Genomic DNA, 19711 nt, shown 5'->3' with positions numbered 1-19711 from the left:
TTCCTGTACGGGCATATATCACCTGCGCGATACACGGGTCGGCATGAACAAGCCTCTCGCTCTTGCGAACCATTCGCATTAAGCCCCTATCATCGACGGGTGCACGTACCCGACGGATTCATCAACGCCCCGACCTCCGCCGTGACCGCGGTCGTCGCCGCCGGCGCCATCGCCGTGAGCCTGCGCGGCGCGCGCCGCGAGCTCGACGACCGGACCGCGCCGTTGGCCGGCCTCGTCGCGGCGTTCATCTTCGCCGTGCAGATGCTGAACTTCCCCGTCGCCGCGGGAACCAGCGGACATCTGCTCGGCGGCGCACTCGCCGCGATACTCGTGGGCCCCTACACCGGGGTCCTGTGCGTGTCCGTGGTCCTGCTGATGCAGGGCATCCTCTTCGCCGACGGCGGGCTGACCGCGCTCGGCGTGAACGTCACCGACATGGCGATCGTCACGACGGTCGTGTCGTACGCCGTCTTCCGGGCCCTGGTGAAGGTGCTGCCGCGTGGCCGCCGGTCCCTCACGGCCGCGTCCTTCGTCGCCGCCGCGCTGTCCGTGCCCGCCGCCGCCGTGGCCTTCACGCTCCTGTACTGGATCGGCGGCACCACCGACGTGGCGATCGGCAGGGTGGCCACCGCGATGATCGGCGTGCACGTGCTGATCGGCATCGGCGAGGCCGTGATCACCGCGCTGACCGTGGGAGCCGTCGTCGCCGTACGGCCGGATCTGGTCTACGGCGCGCGCGATCTGCGGCAGAAGCTCCAGCTGCGGGTGCACGGCGAACTCGTCGACGCCCCGGCGGCCGAGGGGACGCCGGCCGGCGCGGGCACCGCGCCCGTGGCGGCGCGCACCTCCCGGCGCACGCTGTGGGTGACGGGTCTGGTCACCTCCCTCGTCCTGGCCGGCTTCGTCAGCTTCTACGCCTCCGCGAACCCCGACGGCCTGGAGAAGGTCGCCGCCGACAAGGGCATCGACGAGAAGGCCGAGGAGCACGCCTCCGCCGACTCCCCGCTCGCCGACTACGGCGTCAAGGACGTGACGAACGCACGCCTGTCCGGCGGCCTCGCGGGCGTGATCGGCGTCGGCGCGACCGTCGTCGCGGGCAGCACGGTGTTCTGGGCGGTGCGCAGGCGCCGGACCGCCGGCGACGTGTCGCCCACGGCCGCAGAGAGCGCCTGACGGCGTGGGCGCAGGTCACGCGCACCGGCTCTACCGGCACGGGCACTCACCCGTGCACGGCCTGCCGCCGCACACCAAGCTCGCCGCCGCCTTCGCCTTCGTGGTGGTCGTGGTGTCGACACCGCGCGAGGCGATGTGGGCGTTCGCCCTGTACGCGCTCCTGCTGGCCCTCGTCGCGCAGCACGCGCGCGTGCCCACCGGTTTCCTGCTCAAACGGCTGCTGATCGAGGTGCCGTTCGTCGCGTTCGCGGTGCTGATGCCGTTCGTGGCGCAGGGCGAGCGGGTGGACGTCCTCGGGCTGTCGCTCAGCGTCAACGGGCTGTGGGGCGCCTGGAACGTCCTCGCGAAGGGCACTCTGGGTGTCGCCGCCTCCGTCCTGCTGGCGTCCACCACGGAGCTGCGTGAGCTGCTTCTCGGCCTGCAACGGCTGCGGCTGCCGCCGTTGCTCGTGCAGATCGCCTCCTTCATGATCCGCTACGGCGACGTCATCACGGACGAGATGCGGCGCATGCGGATCGCCCGGGAGTCGCGGGGGTTCGAGGCGCGGGGCGTGCGGCACTGGGGGGTGCTCGCGAAGTCGGCGGGCGCGCTGTTCATCCGCTCCTACGAACGCGGGGAGCGCGTGCACCTGGCCATGGTCAGCCGGGGGTACGCCGGTTCGATGCCGGTGATCGACGAGGTGACCGCGTCGCGGGCGCAGTGGTCGCACGCGCTGGCCCTCCCGTTCGCCGCCCTCGTGGTCTGCGTGTTGGGATGGGCCCTGTGACCGACCCAGTGACCGACCCCGTGACCGACGCCGTGACGCCCGCGCCCTCCCTGGAAGTGGCCGGGCTGGCCTTCGCCTACCCCGACGGCCACCAGGCCCTGTTCGGCGTGGACTTCGCCGTCGCGCGAGGCGAGCGGGTCGCGCTGCTCGGCCCCAACGGCGCCGGCAAGACGACCCTCGTGCTGCACCTCAACGGGATCCTGACCGGCGGCGCGGGCACGGTGACGGTGGCCGGGCTGCCCGTCGGCAAGCAGCACATGGCCGAGATCCGCCGCAGGGTGGGCATCGTCTTCCAGGACCCGGACGACCAGTTGTTCATGCCGACGGTCCGCGAGGACGTGGCGTTCGGACCGGCGGCCGCCGGACTGAAGGGGGCCGCGCTGGAGGCGCGGGTCGACCACGCGCTCGCACAGGTCGGCATGGCCGAGTTCAAGGACCGCCCGCCGCACCACCTGTCCTTCGGCCAGCGGCGCCGGGTGGCCGTCGCGACGGTGCTCGCGATGGAGCCGGAGATCCTCGTCCTGGACGAGCCGTCCTCCAACCTCGACCCCGCCTCGCGCCGCGAACTGGCGGACATCCTGCGCTCGTTGGACGTCACCGTGCTCATGGTCACGCACGACCTGCCGTACGCCCTGGAGCTGTGCCCGCGGGCGCTGATCCTCAGCGAGGGCGTGATCGCGGCGGACGGCCGGACCGGCGATCTGCTCGCCGACGACACCCTCATGCGCGCCCATCGCCTGGAGCTGCCCTTCGGGTTCGACCCGCGCTCGGCCACAATGGGCGCGTGACGAACGAGGCACCCACCGCCGCCGGCACGCTGCTCCTGGACGAGCAGCTGTGCTTCGCGCTGTACGCGGCCCAACGCGCGGTGACGGCCGCGTACCGGCCGCTCCTGGACGAACTGGGGCTCACCTACCCCCAGTACCTGGTGCTGCTGGTCCTGTGGGAGCGCGGTGAGACGACCGTCAAGGAGCTGGCGTCGGCCCTGCGCCTCGACTACGGCACGATGTCGCCGCTCCTGAAGCGGCTGGAGACGGCGGGGCTGGTACGCCGGGAGCGCTCGGCGCGGGACGAGCGCTCGGTGCTCGTCGCGTGCACCGGGCGCGGGGAGGAACTGAAGGGGCGCGCGGAGCGCGTGCCCGGCGACCTGCTCGCGTCGACGGGGCTGGAGGCGGCGGACGTCGCGCGGTTGCGCGAGGACCTGTGGGGGCTCGCGCAACGGGCACAGGACGCGGCGGACCGCGCCCGCTGAGGCCGGACCTCTCCGAGCCCGGTTCCTGAGCCCGGCGGGTCCGGTTCCCGCCCGTCGCCCGCCGCCTCCGAGTTACCCGGGGTTACTACCTCCTGGTAGGCGCGTGCCGACCTACCAGCCGGTACCTTGTGCACGATGTAATTGGGCAAAATTCTGGGGGAGGTCCCACCGTGACCGAAGGCACCGCCGTCGAAGCCGTCGACACCCGTCCGACGAAGATCACGTATGTCGCCGAGGCGACCGCGCACGGTGGCCGCGACGGGTTCGTGACCAGTCAGGACGGCCAGATCGAGCTGAAGGTGGCGATGCCGCCGGCGCTGGGCGGGGACGGCAACGGGACCAACCCGGAGCAGCTTTTCGCGGCCGGTTACAGCTCCTGCTTCCACAACGCGCTGATCCTCGTCGGCAACCGCGCGGGCTTCGACCTCACGGGCTCGACGGTGGCGGCGAAGGTCGGGATCGGCCCGAACCGGCACAAGGGCTACGGGCTGGCCGTCGCGCTCAGTGTCTCGCTGCCCGTCCTCGACCGTGCGGTCGCCGAGAAGCTGGTGGACGCGGCGCACCAGGTGTGCCCGTACTCGAACGCCACGCGCGGCAACATCGATGTGACGATCATCCTCGGCTAGCGGCGGTCGTCACGGGGCGAAGGAATCGCGGGGTCCGCGGGAGCGTTCCCCCAGGAGTCGAAGGTGATCTCCGAGAGGGAGTGCGGGCGTGGACGTGAGCGGTGCGGTGGCCGAGGGCTTCGAGCCGGTCCGGGAGGCGTTCGTACGGAACTTCGAGGTGCTCGGGGACCGGGGTGCGGCCGTGACCGTCTACCGGGACGGGCGCAAGGTCGTCGACCTGTGGGGCGGCAGCCGGGACGTCGACGGCGGGGCCGGCGCGGACAGCGCAGGCGTCGCGGGCAGTCCGGACAGCACGGGCAGTGCGGACGGCAGGGCGCCCTGGGAACAGGGCACCGCGCAGATCGTGCGCTCGGCGACGAAGGGCGTGGCGGCCGCCGCGCTCCTGCTGCTGCACCAGCGCGGGGAACTCGACCTGGACGCGCCCGTGGGGACGTACTGGCCGCAGTACAAGGCGGCCGGCAAGGAGCGCACGCTGGTGCGGCACCTGCTCGCGCACCGCGCGGGCGTACCCGTGCTGGACCGGCCGCTGACGCCCGCCGAAGCCGCCGATCCCGACCTCGGCGCGGCGGCGGTGGCGGCCCAGGCGCCGGCCTGGGAACCCGGGACGGACCACGGGTACCACGCGCAGACGTACAGCTGGCTCACCGGCGAGCTGGTCCGGCGGGTCACCGGGCGGACCGTCGGCGAGTGGGTCGCCGACGAGATCGCCGGGCCGGTCGGGGCCGACCTCTGGCTCGGCCTGCCGCCGGCGCAGCGCGCGCGGGTGGGGCGCGTGGGGCAGGTGGACGCGCCCGCGCAGACAGGGGCGCTCAGGACCCGGCCCAAGCCCGCCGTGACCGCCGCCTACGCCGATCCCGCCTCCCTCACCAGCCGCGCCTTCGCCGCGATCACCCCGCTCCCCGACGAGAACGACCCGGCCTACCGGGCCGCGGCGCTCCCCGCCTCCAACGGCATCGCCACCTCCGACGGGCTGGCCCGCTTCTACGCTTCCCTGATCGGCGACGTGGACGGCGGAACGAGGCTGCTGCGCCCGGAGACGGTGGCCCTGGCGCGCGGCGAGCAGTCGTCGGGCCCGGACCGGGTGCTCGTCGTGCACACCCGGTTCGGCCTGGGCTACATGCTGCACGGCCCCGCGTCCCCGCTGCTCTCCCCCACCTCCTTCGGCCACCCGGGCCGCGGCGGCGCTCTCGGCCTCGCCGACCCCGAGTCGGGTGTCGCCTTCGGTTACGTCACCAACGGCTTCAGGACGAGCGTGACGGCCGACCCGCGCGCGCAGGCCCTGCTGCGGGCGCTGCGGACGGCCCTGGCGGCCGGCCGCTGACGCTCACACGTTGATCGAGTGCGATCTGCGGCCCGAGTCCTCGTCGATCTCCACATGGGCCTTGGTCAGCAACTGCATGGCGATCTCGTTGAGGGCACGGGCGCCGGCTATCTCCTCGCCGACCCGCGGCTGGTCGATGTCCACGTTGTGCCGGGTGGCATGCCCATGGGTCCTGATCTCGGTCCCGTCGGGCAGGCGTACCAGCGCGACCGCGTGCGTGTGCCGACCGTCCTCCTCGAACTCCAGCTCGACATGCCATCCGACAGTGGTGTGCATAGTGGTCATGAGGTCACCTCCGGAAGTCCTCATTCCAGAGTGCTCCCGTGAGCGGGCGGACGCACCCAGTCGGCTCAGGGCAGCAACCGCGTCCCGTCCGGAACGGCGATGCCGAACTCCTCGTCGAGGACCCGCCGCGCCTCCGCCTCGTCCGTGAGTTCGCGCTGCTTGACGGTGCCGTCGGCGTGGCTCTCGGTGAGGAGCGGGCCGTTGAGCAGGAGGTGTCCGTCGGGGGTGAGGCGCTGGACGTAGGCGCGGCTGCCGAACGGTGAGCGCGGGTTCGTGGCGATGTGCCAGTTGATGACCTCGTAGTCGGACCGTTCGAAGGGTTCGAGCGTGAAGGCGTACTGCGCCTGCCAGTCACCGTCCCGGTCTTCCCCCGACGACCCTTGCTCCCCACGTGTCCCACGCGTCCCCAGGTGCGTCTCCAGCACCCACAGCTCCAGCGGGCCGCGGTGCGGGGCGTGGACGAGGCGGTGGCGGCGGCCCGCGCCGCGGAACTCGACGTCCGCGGTGAGCGGGACGGGCTCGAGCAGGGCTCCGGGGGCGCCGAAGCCGACGTCGGCGAGACAGGGCCGCGGTTCGCCGGGGACCTCGACGAGGAGCGCCATATGGGTGCGGGGCCGCTCCTCGAACCGCTGCGCGCCCACGACGACCCGCGCCGTCAGCAGGGTCACTCCGAGGCCCAGCGCTTCCAGGACGGCCGCGAACAGCGTGTTGTGCTCGTAGCAGTAACCGCCGCGCCGGCCGTCGCGGACCAGCTTGGCGATCAGGTCCGAGGGCGCGAGCGAGGGGACCGTGCCGCGCAGCGGGTCCAGGTTCTCGAAGGGGATGGCACGGCTGTGGGCCAGATGCACGCCCCGCAGGGTCTCCGCGTCGGCACGCCGGTCCCCCTCCCACCCGATCCGCCGGAAGTATGAGTCGAGCTCGTCAGCAGCGAACGGCGTTGTCTCGAACATGACTTCACCCTAACCAGCGCTCCGGCCCGGCGTCGGCCTCGGTCACAGTCACGGTCCTGACCCGGATTCCGGTCATGGCCCGGCGGCCTTTCGGGACACTCACCCGCCGCTCGCAAGCCGCAGGCCCGCAACCCCGTAGGCCCCAGCTCAAGGAGGAGCGGGTCACGGTATGCGGGTCACGGAGAGCGGGTCAGCCGGTGTGCAGCATCAGCCCGATACCGACGACCAGGAGCCCCGCCGCGATGATGCGGGGCGCGCCGAACCGTTCCTTGAAGAACAGGGCGCCGATGGCCGCGCCGACGATGACCGACGATTCACGCAGCGCGGCGATCGGGGCGAGTTCGGCCCGGGTCTGGGCCCACAGGACGAGGGCGTACGCGAGGACGGACAGCGCGGAGCCGAGGAGGCCGAGGGCGGCGAAGGGGCGCAGGACGGCGGCGGTCCGCCCGCGCCAGCGGTGGACGGCGTACGCCGGGAGGACGGCTCCCTGCACCGCCATCAGCCAGGCGATGTACCCCAGGGAGGATCCGGAGGCGCGGACGCCCAGCCCGTCGATGACGGTGTAGGCGGCGATGGTGAGCCCGGTCGCCAGCGCGGCGCCGATCGCCGCCCAGTCCGGCCGCCGGCCGCGCAGTCCCCACAGGGCGACACCGGTAAGCCCCGCGCACGACAGCGCGACTCCGGCGGCTGCCCAGCCGTCCGGCACCTCGTGCGCGAAGACGGCGGCGAGGACGGTGACGACGAGCGGCGCGGAGCCGCGCGCGAGGGGGTACGCCTGCCCGAAGTCGCCGAGCCGGAACGACCGCATCAGCAGTGCGTAATAGGCGATGTGGACGACGGCCGAGGACAGCAGGTACGGCCATGCGCGGGCCGCCGGGAACGCGGTGAACGCGGCGAGCACGAGCCCGATGAGCATGCCGCCGCCGGCGATCAGGGTGAACCCGACGAGCTTGTCGGTGATCCGGTGGGCGATGGCGTTCCAGCCGGCGTGGGTGATCGCGGCGACCAGGACGGCCGCGGTGACCAGCGGGGTCACGCGGTGTGCTCGCGCACGTCCACGAGGGTCGCGTCGGCGTACCGGACCAGGTCCTGGGGCGCCATGGGGAAGACGACGTGCGGGTTCCCGGCGGCGGCCCACACGACGTCGTGCGCGAGCAGGTTCCGGTCGGCCAGCACCCGGGTCCGCGTCCGGTGCCCGAAGGGCGGCACGCCACCGATCGCGTACCCGGTGGTCTCCCGTACGACGTCGGCGGCGGCCCGGGTCACCTTGTCCGCGCCGAGTTCCTTGCGCACCAGCTCCACGTCGACGCGGGACGCCCCGTCCATCAGCACGAGCACCGGCACCCCGTCCGCCGCGAAGATCAGCGACTTGCAGATCTGGCTCAGCTCGCACCCGATCGCGGCGGCGGCCTCGGCGGCGGTCCTGGTCGCCTCGGGGAAGCGGCGGACACGGCTGTGCAGCTGGTCGAGGCCCAGGTCGCCCAGGGCCTCGGCGAAACGGGGGTGCGCGGCTGTCGTCGTCATGGACGGCACGCTAGCGGGCCGCCCCGCGCGGCGAGAACGCAATTTCACCCGCCGCGATTTCACCCGCCGGGGCCGGGACGAGGAAAGCCGGTGAGGGCGCCCCGTCCCCACGGAGCCCTCACCGGCGGTTCAGCAGGTGAACCTGTACGTCAGGCGCGTACCAGTTCCCGGTCCTCGTCGCCGTCCCCGGACGGGGCGGCCTCGTCCTGGGTCCGCAGACCCTCGCCCTCGACGTCCACGTTGGGCAGCGCGCGGTCCAGCCACTTCGGCAGCCACCAGGCCTTCTTGCCGAGCAGGGCCAGCACCGCCGGCACGATCGCCATGCGCACGATGAACGCGTCGAAGAAGACGGCGATGGCGAGACCGAAGCCGATCATCTTGATCATCGCCTCGCTGGAGCTGATGAAGCCGCCGAAGACGGCCATCATGATGATCGCGGCGGCGGCCACCACCTTGGCGCTGTGCCGGAAGCCGGTGACGATGGCCTGGCTCGGGCTCTCGCCGTGGACGTACGCCTCCCGCATACGGGTCACGAGGAACACCTCGTAGTCCATCGCGAGACCGAAGACCACGCCCACCATGAAGATCGGCATCATCGACATGATCGGGCCGGTCTCCTCCACGCCGATCAGGCCGCCGAGCCAGCCCCACTGGAAGACCGCGACCACGGCGCCGATCGCGGCGAGCACGCTCAGCAGGAAGCCGAGGGCCGCCTTCAGCGGGACGAGGATGGAGCGGAACACCACGATCAGCAGCAGGAAGGCCAGGCCGACCACCAGTCCCAGGTACGGGATCAGCGCGTCGTTGAGCTTCTGCGAGAAGTCGATGTTCATCGCGGTGGTGCCGGTCACCAGCACCTGCGCGCCCGTGTCGGCCCTGACGTCGGTGCCCTGGTCGCGGATGGCGTGGACCAGGTCCTCGGTCCGGGCCGAGGAGGGCTTGGAGCCCGGGATCACGGTGATCGTCGCGGTGTCGCCGGCTTTGTTGAACATCGCCGGGGTGACCGTGGCGACGTCCTCGAGGTTCTTGATGCCGTCGGTCACCGTGGTGGCCGCCGCCTTGGGGTCGTCGCTGCCGCGGGCGTCGACCACGATCATCAGCGGGCCGTTGAACCCGGGGCCGAAGCCCTCCGACAGCAGGTCGTAGGCCCGGCGCTGGGTCGTGGACGTCGGTTGCGAGCCGTCGTCGGGCAGGCCCAGCTCCAGCTGGGTGGCCGGGACGGCGATCGTGCCGAGACCGACCACGCCGAGCAGCAGGACGGCGGCCGGACGGCGGATGACGAAGCTCGCCCAGCGGACGCCCGGTCCGGGCTTGCCCTGCTTGCCCTGCTTCTGCTGCTTGCCCTGGTCGTCGGCCGGCTTGCGCTTCTCGCCGGTGGCCCTGATCTTCCTGCCCGCGTAGCCGAGCAGTGCCGGGATCATGGTCAGCGCGATGAGGACGGCCACCACGACGGTGCCCGCCGCCGCGAGGCCCATCTTGGTCAGCATCGGCACGTTGACGACCGCGAGGCCCGCCAGTGCGATCACGACCGTGAGTCCCGCGAAGACGACCGCCGAGCCGGCCGTGCCGGTGGCGCGGCCGACCGCCTCCTCGCGGTCGCGGCCCTCGGCCAGCTCGCTCCGGTAGCGGGAGACGATGAACAGCGCGTAGTCGATGCCGACCGCGAGACCGATCATCAGCGCCAGGGTGGAGGTGGTGTCGCCGAGGTCGAGCGCCTTGGCGAGGGCGGTGATGGTGGAGACGCCGATCCCGACGCCGATGATCGCCGTCAGCAGCGGTAGTCCGGCCGCGACCAGTGAGCCCAGGGTGATGACGAGGACCACGGCGGCGAGCGCGAGACCGACGATCTCGCCGACCGCGCCGGGCTCGGCGCCGGCCTGGAGGGCGTCACCGCCGACGTCGACGGTCAGTCCGGTGGCCCTGGCGTCGTCGCCGGCCTTCTCCAGGGCGTCCCGGGTGGGGTCCTTCAGCTCCATGCCGGGGGCGTCGTACTTCACCGACGTGTAGGCGACCGTTCCGTCCTTGCTCACGGCGTTGGTCGTGAACGGGTCGGTCACGGAGACGACCTCGGAGCCGTCGCCCAGCGTCTTGACGGTCTTCTCGACGGTCGCCCGGTTGGCGGCGTCGGTCATCTTCTGGCCCTCGGGGGCCTTGAAGACGATGCGCCCGGTCGCGCCGTCGGCGCTGGCCCCGGGGAAGCGCTGTTCCAGCAGGTCGAAGGCCTTCTGGGCCTCGACGCCCGGGATGGAGAAGGAGGTCGATCCGGCGGCGGGCGCGGAGGCGGCGCCGACGCCGGCGAGGGTCAGCAGCGCCACCCATATCAGGGCGACGAAGTGGCGGCGCCGGAAGGCGAGCCGGCCGAGTTTGTAGAGGAACGTGGCCACGGAGGCGTACTCCCGGTCAGGTCGTGGGGCGGGGGCTCGAGGCCCCCAGGGGCAGGGTTGACCAACCCGTGGGGAGAGCAGGGGTGATCGGCCCGACGACGTGAGCGGTGACGTCAGGAGGGGTGGACCGCGGGGACGGTCAGATGGGGGTGGAGACGCCGAGGGCAGGGAGGACCACGGCGTCGATGTACGAGAGGAGGAAGGCCTGCGTCGGCGGCTGCTCGTCGAGCATGGTGCGGGCGGCGAACGCGCCGATCATCATGTGCGGTACGTAGTCGAGCGCGGGGTTGTCCGCACGGACCTCGCCCCGGTCGATCGCCCGCTGGAGCACATTGCGGAACTCCGCCATCTCCGGCTCGACGAGATGTTCCTTGAACGCCCTCAGGAGGTCCGGATTGCCGTGGATGGCCATGGCCAGTCCTCGCATCAGCGCGGAGTTCTGCTCCATCTCGCAGTCGTCCGAACGCAGGGTGAGGGCGTGCAGGTCGCTCCTGAGCGACCCGGTGTCGACGCCGCCCTCGGAGGGGCCCGGCTTGTCGTGCCGCACCGCCTTCGCCACCAGCTCGGCCTTGCCGCCCCACTGGCGGTAGAGCGTCGCCTTGCTGGATCGGGTGCGGGTGGCGACGGCGTCCATGGTGAGGGCGTCGTAGCCGACCTCGCGGAGCAGGTCCAGCACGGCCCGGTACAGCTCGGCCTCGCGCTCGGGCGTGATGCGACTGCGACGCGCCGTCGCGATCTCAGTCATGCCACTCACCTTCCGGCTCCGTCGTCGCCCACTCTTCTCGTACACCATGAAGATACCCCGAACAACAGCGAAACGAAACCGTTTCGTACGTGTGCTGGCTCACGAAGGTGAAGGGGACATAAGGCGAACGCGCGCGTCGGGCACGAGTTGCCCGGCCCCTTTCGCCGGAAAAGCATGGGGAGGTGAGCTATCTGCGTCTGCCCCACCTCAGTGGTGACCTGCTGTGCTTCGTGGCCGAGGACGACCTCTGGCTGGCCCCCCTGGACGGCCCCGGCCGCGCCTGGCGGCTCACCGTCGACCGCACCAGATCCGGCCACCCGCGCTTCGCCCCCGACGGAAGGCGGATCGCCTACACGAGCTGGCGCAGCCTCGTCCCGGAGATCCATCTGGTGCCCGTGGGCGGCGGACCGGCCCGGCGGCTGACCCACTGGGGCAGCTCCGACACCCGGGTCTGCGGCTGGACACCCCCCGACCGGGAGGGGAACAGCGAGATCCTCGCCGTCGCCTCCCACGGCGAGCCGTTCTCCTACTTCACCTGGGCCTACAAGGTCCCCGCCGACGGCGCCCCGGGCCGCAAGCTCCCCTGGGGCCCGGTGTCCGACCTCCAGAGCGCCGACATCGACGGCGAACGCAGGACCCTGCTCCTGACCGGCACCCCGCCGCACGAACCCGCCGCCTGGAAGCGCTACCGCGGCGGAGCGACAGGCCGCCTGTGGCTGCACGGACAGCGGCTCCTGGAGGGCCTCGACGGCCATCTGCACTCCCCGCTCCTCGTCGGCGGCCGGATCGCCTTCCTCTCCGACCACGAGGGCGTCGGCAACCTCTACTCCTGCGCCCACGACGGCTCGGACCTGCGCCGCCACACCGACCACGACGCCTTCTACGCCCGGCACGCCTCCAGCGACGGCACCCGGGTGGTGTACCAGTGCGCCGGGGACCTGTGGATCGTCGACGACCTCGCCGCCGACTCCGGGCCGCGCCGGATCGACGTCCGGCTCGGCGGCCCGCGCGCGGGACGGCGGCCGTACCAGATCCCCGCCGCCCAGCACGTGGACGGCGTCTCCGTGGACGAGACCGGACGGGCCAGCGCCGTCGTCGTACGCGGCAGCCTGTACTGGCTGACGCACCGCGACGGCCCCGCCCGGACGATCACCGACACCCCCGGGGTACGGGTGCGGCTGCCGGAGATGCTCGGCCAGGGCGGCCAGGTCGCCTATGTGACGGACGCGGAGGGCGAGGACGCCGTCGAGATCGCCCACCTGCCCAGGGCCACCGGCGCCCGCGAGCCCCGGCGGCTGGCGTCCGGGCGGCTCGGGCGGGTGCTGGAGATGGTGTCCGACCCGCAGGGCGGGCGCCTCGCCGTCGCCTCCCACGACGGACGGCTGCTCCTCATCACCGTGTCCGATGACATCGGCGTGCCCGGCGAGACGGGTGCGTCCGACGAGACGGGTGCGTCCGACGTTTCGTCCGACGACACGGGTGCGTCCGACGACACCACGTCCGGCGACGCGGCCCACGGCGAGGCCACCGGGACCGCGGACCCGGGCGGCACGGACCCGGATGGTGGCGCCGACGGTGAGGTCACCGAGTTGATCTCGTCGGTCAACGGCCCCGTGCGGGACCTGGCCTTCTCCCCCGACGGGAACTGGCTGACCTGGTCGCACCCCGGGATCGGGCGGTCGCTCCGGCAGATCAAGATGGCCCGCATGAAGGACCGGCTCATCGTGGACGTCACCAACGGCCGGTTCGAGGACGAGAACCCGGTCTTCACCCGGGACGGCCGCTACCTGGCCTTCCTCTCCTGGCGCGGCTTCGACCCGGTGTACGACGTGCACACCGGGGACCTGTCCTTCCCGCTGGGCTGCCGCCCCTACCTGGTACCGCTGTCCTCGGCGACCCCCTCCCCCTTCGCCCTGACCCCGGAGGGCCGGCCGGCCGCCGGAGGCCTCGACCCGGTGCAGGACGACGAGGGCGGCGACGGGGCCGTGACAGTCGAGATCGAGGGCCTGGAGAACCGGGTCACGCCGTTCCCGGTACCGGCGTCCAAGTACTCGGCGCTGTACCCGGTGGCGGGCGGCGGACTGGTGTGGCTGCGCTGGCCGATCTCCGGCGCGCTGGGCGAGACGTTCGCCAACCCGGACGACACCAGCGGGCGGCCGACGCTTGAGCACTTCAGCATCAGCAAGGCGAGGAAGTCCGAACTCGTCGACCACCTCGACTGGTTCGCCCTCAGCGGCGACGGTTCCCGGCTGGTCGTGGTCGACGAGGGCGACCTGCGGGCGGTGCCGTCGGCCGAGTCCGGCGACCCGGACTCCACCGTCTGGATCGACCTGCGGCGCATCCTGCACGAGGTGGACCCGGGCGCCGAGTGGCGCCAGTCGTACGAGGAGGCCGGACGGCTGACCCGCGCCTACTTCTGGGACCCGGGCATGTGCGGCATCGACTGGGACGCGGTGCTGGACCAGTACCGGCCGCTCGTCGAACGGGTCGCTTCGCCGGACGAGTTCGCCGATCTGCTGCGCGAGGTACTGGGCGAGCTGGGCACGTCCCACGCGTACGTCACCGCCGCCCGCCGTAACGAGGGCCCGCCGCACTACCAGCGCCTCCAGGGCCTGCTGGGCGCCAACCTCGTGCACCGCGAAGGCGGTTGGACGGTCCGGCGGATCCTGCCCGGCGACTCCTCCGACTCCAAGGCCCGTTCACCGCTGGCCGGGACCGGGATCCGGGAGGGCGCGGTCCTCACCCACGTGGACGGCCGGGCGGTCGACCCGGTGACCGGACCGTACCCGCTCCTCGCCGGCGCGGGCGGCACCACGGTCGAACTCACCTTCACCCCGGCCGAGGGCGAGTCGGGCCGCCCGCGCCGGGTCGCCGTGGTCCCGCTCGTCGACGAACGCCCCCTGCGCTACCAGGACTGGGTGGCCAAACGACGGGCCGTCGTCCACGAGTTGAGCGGCGGCCGGTGCGGCTATCTGCACATCCCCGACATGGGCGGCTCGGGCTGGGCCCAGTTCAACCGCGACCTGCGGATGGAGGTGTCCAGGCCCGCGCTGCTCGTGGACGTACGCGGCAACGCGGGCGGGTACATCAGCGAGCTGGTGGTGGAGAAACTGACGCGCACCATCCTGGGCTGGGACCTGACCCGCAACGCCCAGCCGGTGTCGTACGCCTCGAACGCGCCGAGGGGCCCGGTGGTGGCCCTCGCCGACGAGGCGACCTCCTCGGACGGCGACATGATCACGGCCGCCTTCAAACTGCTGAAGCTGGGCCCGGTGGTCGGCCAGCGCACCTGGGGCGGCGTGGTCGGCATGACCGGCCGCCATCAGCTCGGCGACGGAACGGTCATCACCGTCCCGATGAACGCGGCCTGGTTCGACGCCTACGGCTGGTCGTTGGAGAACAGGGGCGTCACCCCGGACCTGGAGGTGCTGCGCACGCCGCTCGACTGGGCCGAGGGCCGGCACGCCCAACTCGACGACGCCGTACGGCTGGCCCTGGACCTCCTCGCCACCCGCCCGCCGGCGACCCCGCCGACCTACGACGACGTCCCCGACCGCTCCCGGCCCGAACTGCCGCCGCGCCACCGGCCCTAGTGCCGCGGCGGGCAACGTTTGCCCGTCAAGGAGCGGCGTCCGGTGCGTGCTCTCGGCGTGCCGGCCGGAAGTCCTCGTACTGGACGTACCTGGGCTTTCGGCCGGTACGGCGAGAGTGCGTGCCGGGCGTCGCGACGGGGCGAACGTTGCCTGTCGCGGCACTAGATGCCTTCGCGAACGGTCGTCGCCGCCACGGCTTTCACGACCGCCTCCACGAGGGCTTCACGAGGGCCTTCACGACGGTCGTCACCATGGCCTTCACGAAGGCGCCCACGACGGCCGTCGCAACGAGGCAGGGCGCCCTCCCGGAAGGGAGGGCGCCCCACGTCATCGCACAGGCCGAGCTCGGCTAGAAGTCCTGGCCGATACGGTCGTCGTCCTCGCGCCGCATGCGCTCGGTGTCCTGACCGGGACGCTCACCCGGACGCTCACCGGGACGGCCGCCGGAACGCTCACCGGGACGCTCCCCGGCCCGCTCGCCCGGACGCTCACCGGGGCGCTCGCCCGGGCGCTGCTTGCCACGCGACTGAGCCTGCTCCTTGGCCTGCTCGGCCTTCTGCTTGGCCTGGTCCTGGAACTTGTCCTTCATACCCATGTGGGTTCACTCCTGTAGGAGATGAGGGGGGTTGGGGCCCCGTGGTGGGGCCTTGACCAGATTCACACGGGTACTCACCCTGCGCATGTCGATCAACTACGCTGCGTAGCCCTCGCCTGTTCGTCGGCGGACCCGCCCGCGCCCACCAGCCCCGTCCGCATCCCCTGCAACCGGGGCGCGAACCGCTTCATCTCCCGCTGGCCGACCGTCCCGATCAGCCCGGGCAGGCCGCCCCGCACGCCCTGCATCCCCCGCAGCCACCACTGCCCGTACACGTGCGACGAGCGCCGCTCGATCCCGGCCACGATCCGGTCGACGGCCGGCCCCAGCGGGTACGTCTTGTTCGACGGCCACGGCAGCCGCTGCCTCAACTCCCGCATCACCTCGTCCTGATCGGCTCCCCGCACCATGTCCGTGTCGGTCCAGGACAGGTAGCCGACGCCGACCCGGACACCCAGGTGGCCGACCTCGGCGCGCAGGCTGTGCGCGTACGCCTCCACACCCGACTTGGACGCGCAGTACGCGGTCATCATGGGCGCCGGGGTGATCGCGGCGAGCGAGGCGATCTGGAGCAGGTAGCCGCGGCTCTCGCGCAGCAGCGGCAGGAAGGCGCGGGCCGTGACCGCCGAGCCGATCAGGTTGACCTCGATGACCCGCCGCCAGGACTGCGGGTCGGAGTCGGCGAACGGTCCGCCGTTGGCGACGCCGGCGTTGGCGACCACGATGTCCACCTTGCCGAAGCGCTCCTTCACCTCAGCCGCGACGCGGGTCATCGCCTCGTGGTCGGTGACGTCGGCGTACCAGTGGTCGCTGTCGCTGTGCAGCCGCTCGGAGACCTGCTTGAGCACGTCCGGCTCCAGGCCGACCAGCGCGACCTTCGCACCACGGGCGGAGAGCTTGCGCGCGAGCAGCTCCCCCACGCCCCGTGCGGCCCCGGTCACGACGGCGACCTGTCCTTCGAGGCTGACCCTGCTCATGCGCCCTCCTTCAACTGTGCGTACGTGATGACGAGTTCCCGGATCCGGCCGGTGACCAGGCCGGGCGCCTCGACCGGCGTCATGTGGCCGAGGCCGGGCAGTTCGGTGAGGCCGACGCAGTGCGGGAGCGCGGCGGCGATCCGGCGGGCGTGCACCGGCGGGGTGAGCCGGTCGCGGGTCCCGACGATCACCGCGGTCGGCACGCGCAAGGCCTGGACGCCGTGTTCGAGGTCGAGCAGGTTCAGTACGTGCGACCAGGTGTGCCGCACCTTGCGCGGACAGGCGTGCACGATGCGGGCGCAGGCGTCCACCATGTGGGGGGCCGAACCGGCGCCCATGGTGGCGTACTTGAGGATGCGCCTGGCGATCGGCGTGACCGGTCCGAGGGGCGCCCTGGAACCGAGGACGTGCCGGGTCAGCCAGGTCCGCAGCCGCCCGGGCGGCAGGGGCAGGACGGTGGACTCGGCGACCAGTTGCGAGGCGCCGGTGCTGCACAGCAGAACGGCCGCGGCGTGCTCCTGGAAGGCGTCCCGGCCGGCCGCGGCCAGCACCGTCATGCCACCCATGGAGTGCCCGGCGATCACGGCCTTCTCGCCGGGCGCGAGCGTCGCGTCGAGGACGGCCACCAGGTCGTCGGCGAGGGCGTCGGTGCTGCACACCGGGCTCGGCCGGGTGCGTCCGTGGCCGCGCTGGTCGTAGGCGATGACCCGGTGGTCGACGGCGAGGTCGCGGATCTGGCCGGCCCAGAACGCGGTCGAGCAGGTCCAGCCGTGGGCGAGGACGACGGCGGGCGCGGTCTCGGGGCCGTGCACCTCGACGTGCAGCCGGGTTCCGTCGGCGGAGACGGCGGTGAGCTCGCGGGTGGGCGCGGGGACGGTCGCGTCGGATCCGGTGGCGGCTCCGGTGGTGGGCGCGGTGGCGGCTCCCGTGGTGGACGCGGCGGTTGTCGCGGGGACGGGCCCGGGGCCGGCCTTGCCGACGGGCTCCGGGGCGGACGTGCCGGAGGGGTCTGTCAGGGAGGTCACGCCGTCACCTCCTTCTCGTCGACAGGCTCCCCCACGGGCATTCCCTCGGGCATTCCCTCGGGCATTCCCTCGGGCTTTCCATCGGGATTGCGGACCGGCTGCCCGACGGGCTGCCCGACCGGCTCCGACAGGGCCTTCTCGACAGGTTCCCCGGTCGTCGCCCTCACGGCGGGCCCGCGCAACACCTCGTACTCCGCGAGGTCCACGCGTCGGGTGGCCCGCCGGAACTCGGCCGTCGTCCCCGGCCAGACGGTCGTATTACGGCCGTTCGCGTCCAGGTACCAGCTGGTGCAGCCGCCCGTGTTCCACACCGTGCGCGTCATCCGGTCCTGCACCCGGCGGTTCCAGGCGTGCACCGCGCTCGGACGGGCGTCCAGAGCCGCGCGCCCTCCCCCGGTGCCCTGCGGACCCGGGCGGCCCCCCAGGACGTCGAGCTGGCGCAGGTAGTCGGCCATGTAGTTCAGCTGGGACTCGATCATCAGGATCATGGAGGAGTTCCCGAGGCCCGTGTTGGGGCCGATGATCGTCATCCAGTTGGGGAATCCGGCGGCGGAGGCGCCGCGCAGGGCCTCCATGCCGTCCTTCCAGCTCTCCGCGAGCGTCCGGCCGTCGGCGCCCACCACCCGGTCGGCGATCGGCATGTCGGTGACGTGGAAGCCGGTGCCGAAGACGATCACGTCGGCCTCGGTCTCACTGCCGTCGGCGGCGACCAGCGTGGACCCGCGGATCTCGCTCAGCCCACTCGCGACGACGTCCACGTTGGGCTGCGCGAGCGCCGGGTAGTAGGTGCTGGACAGCAGGATCCGCTTGCAGCCGATGCGGTAGTCGGGGGTGAGCTTGGCGCGCAGGGCCGGGTCCTTGATGGCGCGGGCCATGTTCTGCTTCGCGAGCTGCTCGACGAAACCGAGCTGGTTGGGGCGTTTCGTGAACGCCTGGACCTGGAGTTCCCTGATGCCCCACAGCAGCCCGCGGCGCAGCTTGGCGGTGACCGGCAGGGCCTGGTGCAGGGCGCGTTCCGCGCCGCTGATCGCCCGGTCCACGCGCGGCATCACCCAGGGCGGGGTGCGCTGGAAGAGCGTCAGCCTGGAGACGTCGGGCTGGACGGCGGGCACGATCTGGATGGCGGAGGCGCCGGTGCCGACCATGGCCACGCGCTGCCCGGTGAGGTCGTGGTCGTGGTCCCAGCGGGCCGAGTGGAAGACCTTGCCGGGGAAGGAGTCGAGGCCGGGGATGTCCGGGATCTTCGGATCGGACAGCGGTCCGGTGGCCGACACGACCACGTCGGCGAAGTACCGTCCGGCGCCGGTCTCGATGTCCCAGCGCAGCTCCTGCGCGTCCCACGTCATCCGCAGCACCTCGGAGTCGAACCGCAGATGCGGACGCAGCCCGAAGACGTCCGCCACGTGCTCCAGGTAGGTGCGGATGTGCTCCTGCCCGGAGAAGGTGCGTGGCCATTGGGGATGAGGCGCGAAGGAGAAGGAGTACAGGTGGGAGGGCACGTCACAGGCGCACCCCGGATAGCTGTTGTCCCGCCAGGTGCCGCCGACGCTGCCCGCCCGCTCCAGGACGACGAAGTCGGTGATCCCCTCGCGGCGCAGCCGCACGGCGGCCCCCAGCCCACCGAAGCCGGACCCGATCACCGCCACCCGTACGTGTTCGGTCATCCCGACACCTCCTAGCCGTGCGTGCGACTCTACGGACACTGCCGACACTGCGGACACTGCGGATATGGCGAACCCCGCAGACTCTGCCAGTGAACACTGGCGCAATGGGAGCGTAGAGCAGCTCCGTACTGATGGGTAGGGCCAGGAGAAGGAAAGTTACCGGTGGTACAACATAGGCTTCGCCCGTGGCGGAGAAGCGGGAGTACCGAACGGAGGAGCTGGCCGGGGAGGCCGGCATCACGGTGCGCACCCTGCGCTTCTACCGCGAGCGCAAACTGCTCGCGCCACCCCGCCGCGAGGGCCGTATCGCCTGGTACGACGACCATCACCTGGCCCGCCTGCGCACCATCGCCGCACTGCTGGAACGCGGCCACACCCTCACCGGCATCGCGGAACTGGCGGACGCCCTGGACCACGGCCGCGACGTCGCCGACCTCATCGGAGTAGGCGGCCCCACCGAGGAGGAACCGGTCCGCCTCACCCCCGAGGAACTCGCCGCGCGCTTCGAGGGGCAGGTCACCACCGAGAACCTCGCCGCCGCCCTGGACCTCGGCTATCTGGGCACCGACGGCGACGAGATCGTCCACATCAGCCGCCGTCTGCTGGACGTCTCCTCCGCCCTGGTCCGCGAGGGCATCCCGCTCGCCGAGGTACTCGCGGCGGGCGTCCGCGTCCGCGAACACGCCGACGCCCTCGCCACCCTCTTCACCGACCTGATCCTGCGCCACGCGACCGAGGCCGACCTGCCCCGCCTGCGCCCCCTGGCCCGCAGCGTCGTGGAGGCGGAACTCTCCCTGGCACTGGACCGACGGCTGCACAAGGCGACCTAGG

Annotated in this window: 18 protein-coding genes; 8 read left to right on the top strand and 10 right to left on the bottom strand. The window is 72.2% G+C overall.

Annotation, left to right across the window (positions count from 1 at the left end):
- Positions 1–99 precede the first annotated feature (99 nt).
- From OHS71_RS23970 to OHS71_RS23945, 6 genes are all read left to right on the top strand, one after another.
- Positions 100–1173 carry an energy-coupling factor ABC transporter permease gene (locus tag OHS71_RS23970; protein ID WP_328481399.1) on the top strand — a complete coding sequence of 358 codons (1074 nt, stop codon included), beginning with the start codon at positions 100–102 and terminating at the stop codon, positions 1171–1173.
- Between the two features lie 4 nt (positions 1174–1177).
- Positions 1178–1939 carry a cobalt ECF transporter T component CbiQ gene (gene cbiQ, locus OHS71_RS23965; RefSeq protein WP_328481398.1) on the top strand — a complete coding sequence of 254 codons (762 nt, stop codon included), beginning with the start codon at positions 1178–1180 and terminating at the stop codon, positions 1937–1939.
- A complete protein-coding gene (locus OHS71_RS23960; protein ID WP_328481397.1) occupies positions 1927–2727 on the top strand; it encodes an energy-coupling factor ABC transporter ATP-binding protein in 801 nt (266 codons plus the stop codon). Before cbiQ ends, OHS71_RS23960 begins: the two co-directional genes overlap by 13 nt.
- Positions 2724–3191 (top strand): MarR family winged helix-turn-helix transcriptional regulator, encoded by a 468-nt coding sequence (locus tag OHS71_RS23955; RefSeq protein ID WP_328481396.1) that lies wholly within the window; start codon positions 2724–2726, stop codon positions 3189–3191. The genes OHS71_RS23960 and OHS71_RS23955 overlap by 4 nt, the downstream gene beginning before the upstream one ends.
- A gap of 170 nt (positions 3192–3361) precedes the next feature.
- Positions 3362–3817: an organic hydroperoxide resistance protein gene (locus OHS71_RS23950; RefSeq protein WP_328481395.1), complete on the top strand. Its 456-nt coding sequence runs from the start codon at positions 3362–3364 to the stop codon at positions 3815–3817.
- A gap of 88 nt (positions 3818–3905) precedes the next feature.
- Entirely contained in the window at positions 3906–5138 is a 1233-nt protein-coding gene (locus OHS71_RS23945; protein ID WP_328481394.1) for a serine hydrolase domain-containing protein, read from the top strand.
- A gap of 3 nt (positions 5139–5141) precedes the next feature.
- Here the strand turns inward: OHS71_RS23945 and OHS71_RS23940 are convergent, their stop codons facing one another.
- The 6 genes from OHS71_RS23940 to OHS71_RS23915 form a co-directional block, all read right to left on the bottom strand.
- Positions 5142–5414: a DUF1876 domain-containing protein gene (locus OHS71_RS23940; RefSeq protein WP_328484620.1), complete on the bottom strand. Its 273-nt coding sequence runs from the start codon at positions 5412–5414 to the stop codon at positions 5142–5144.
- Between the two features lie 74 nt (positions 5415–5488).
- Positions 5489–6373, bottom strand: coding sequence for an arylamine N-acetyltransferase family protein (locus OHS71_RS23935; protein ID WP_328481393.1), 885 nt, complete (start codon positions 6371–6373; stop codon positions 5489–5491).
- 190 nt (positions 6374–6563) lie between these two features.
- On the bottom strand, positions 6564–7409 hold the full coding sequence (locus OHS71_RS23930; protein ID WP_328481392.1) for an EamA family transporter: 846 nt from the start codon (positions 7407–7409) through the stop codon (positions 6564–6566).
- Positions 7406–7897, bottom strand: coding sequence for a YbaK/EbsC family protein (locus OHS71_RS23925; protein ID WP_328481391.1), 492 nt, complete (start codon positions 7895–7897; stop codon positions 7406–7408). The genes OHS71_RS23930 and OHS71_RS23925 overlap by 4 nt, the downstream gene beginning before the upstream one ends.
- Before the next feature lie 149 nt (positions 7898–8046).
- Positions 8047–10281, bottom strand: coding sequence for an MMPL family transporter (locus OHS71_RS23920; RefSeq protein WP_328481390.1), 2235 nt, complete (start codon positions 10279–10281; stop codon positions 8047–8049).
- A gap of 139 nt (positions 10282–10420) precedes the next feature.
- Positions 10421–11026 (bottom strand): TetR/AcrR family transcriptional regulator, encoded by a 606-nt coding sequence (locus tag OHS71_RS23915; protein ID WP_328481389.1) that lies wholly within the window; start codon positions 11024–11026, stop codon positions 10421–10423.
- Positions 11027–11208: 182 nt separating this feature from the next.
- Here OHS71_RS23915 and OHS71_RS23910 point away from each other — a divergent pair, with 182 nt between their 5' ends.
- Positions 11209–14619: a S41 family peptidase gene (locus tag OHS71_RS23910; RefSeq protein WP_328481388.1), complete on the top strand. Its 3411-nt coding sequence runs from the start codon at positions 11209–11211 to the stop codon at positions 14617–14619.
- 349 nt (positions 14620–14968) lie between these two features.
- On the opposite strand, the gene OHS71_RS23905 is transcribed toward OHS71_RS23910, so the two are convergent.
- The 4 genes from OHS71_RS23905 to OHS71_RS23890 all read right to left on the bottom strand — a co-directional run bounded on the left by OHS71_RS23905 (position 14969) and on the right by OHS71_RS23890 (position 18880).
- Positions 14969–15214, bottom strand: coding sequence for a hypothetical protein (locus OHS71_RS23905; protein WP_328481387.1), 246 nt, complete (start codon positions 15212–15214; stop codon positions 14969–14971).
- A 92-nt stretch (positions 15215–15306) separates the two neighbouring features.
- Positions 15307–16191 carry an SDR family oxidoreductase gene (locus tag OHS71_RS23900; protein ID WP_328481386.1) on the bottom strand — a complete coding sequence of 295 codons (885 nt, stop codon included), beginning with the start codon at positions 16189–16191 and terminating at the stop codon, positions 15307–15309.
- On the bottom strand, positions 16188–17216 hold the full coding sequence (locus tag OHS71_RS23895) for an alpha/beta fold hydrolase (RefSeq protein WP_328481385.1): 1029 nt from the start codon (positions 17214–17216) through the stop codon (positions 16188–16190). The genes OHS71_RS23900 and OHS71_RS23895 overlap by 4 nt, the downstream gene beginning before the upstream one ends.
- Positions 17213–18880 (bottom strand): flavin-containing monooxygenase, encoded by a 1668-nt coding sequence (locus OHS71_RS23890; RefSeq protein ID WP_328481384.1) that lies wholly within the window; start codon positions 18878–18880, stop codon positions 17213–17215. Before OHS71_RS23890 ends, OHS71_RS23895 begins: the two co-directional genes overlap by 4 nt.
- A gap of 185 nt (positions 18881–19065) precedes the next feature.
- On the opposite strand from OHS71_RS23890, the gene OHS71_RS23885 reads away from it, so the two are divergent.
- Complete coding sequence (locus OHS71_RS23885) at positions 19066–19710, top strand: MerR family transcriptional regulator (RefSeq protein ID WP_328481383.1); 645 nt, start codon at positions 19066–19068, stop codon at positions 19708–19710.
- The last annotated feature ends 1 nt before the right edge of the window (position 19711 follow it).

Source organism: Streptomyces sp. NBC_00377 (genome assembly GCF_036075115.1).
Classification (GTDB): domain Bacteria; phylum Actinomycetota; class Actinomycetes; order Streptomycetales; family Streptomycetaceae; genus Streptomyces.
The sequence above is the reverse complement of the archived record's forward strand: the minus strand, read 5'-3'. Positions and strand labels throughout refer to the sequence as shown.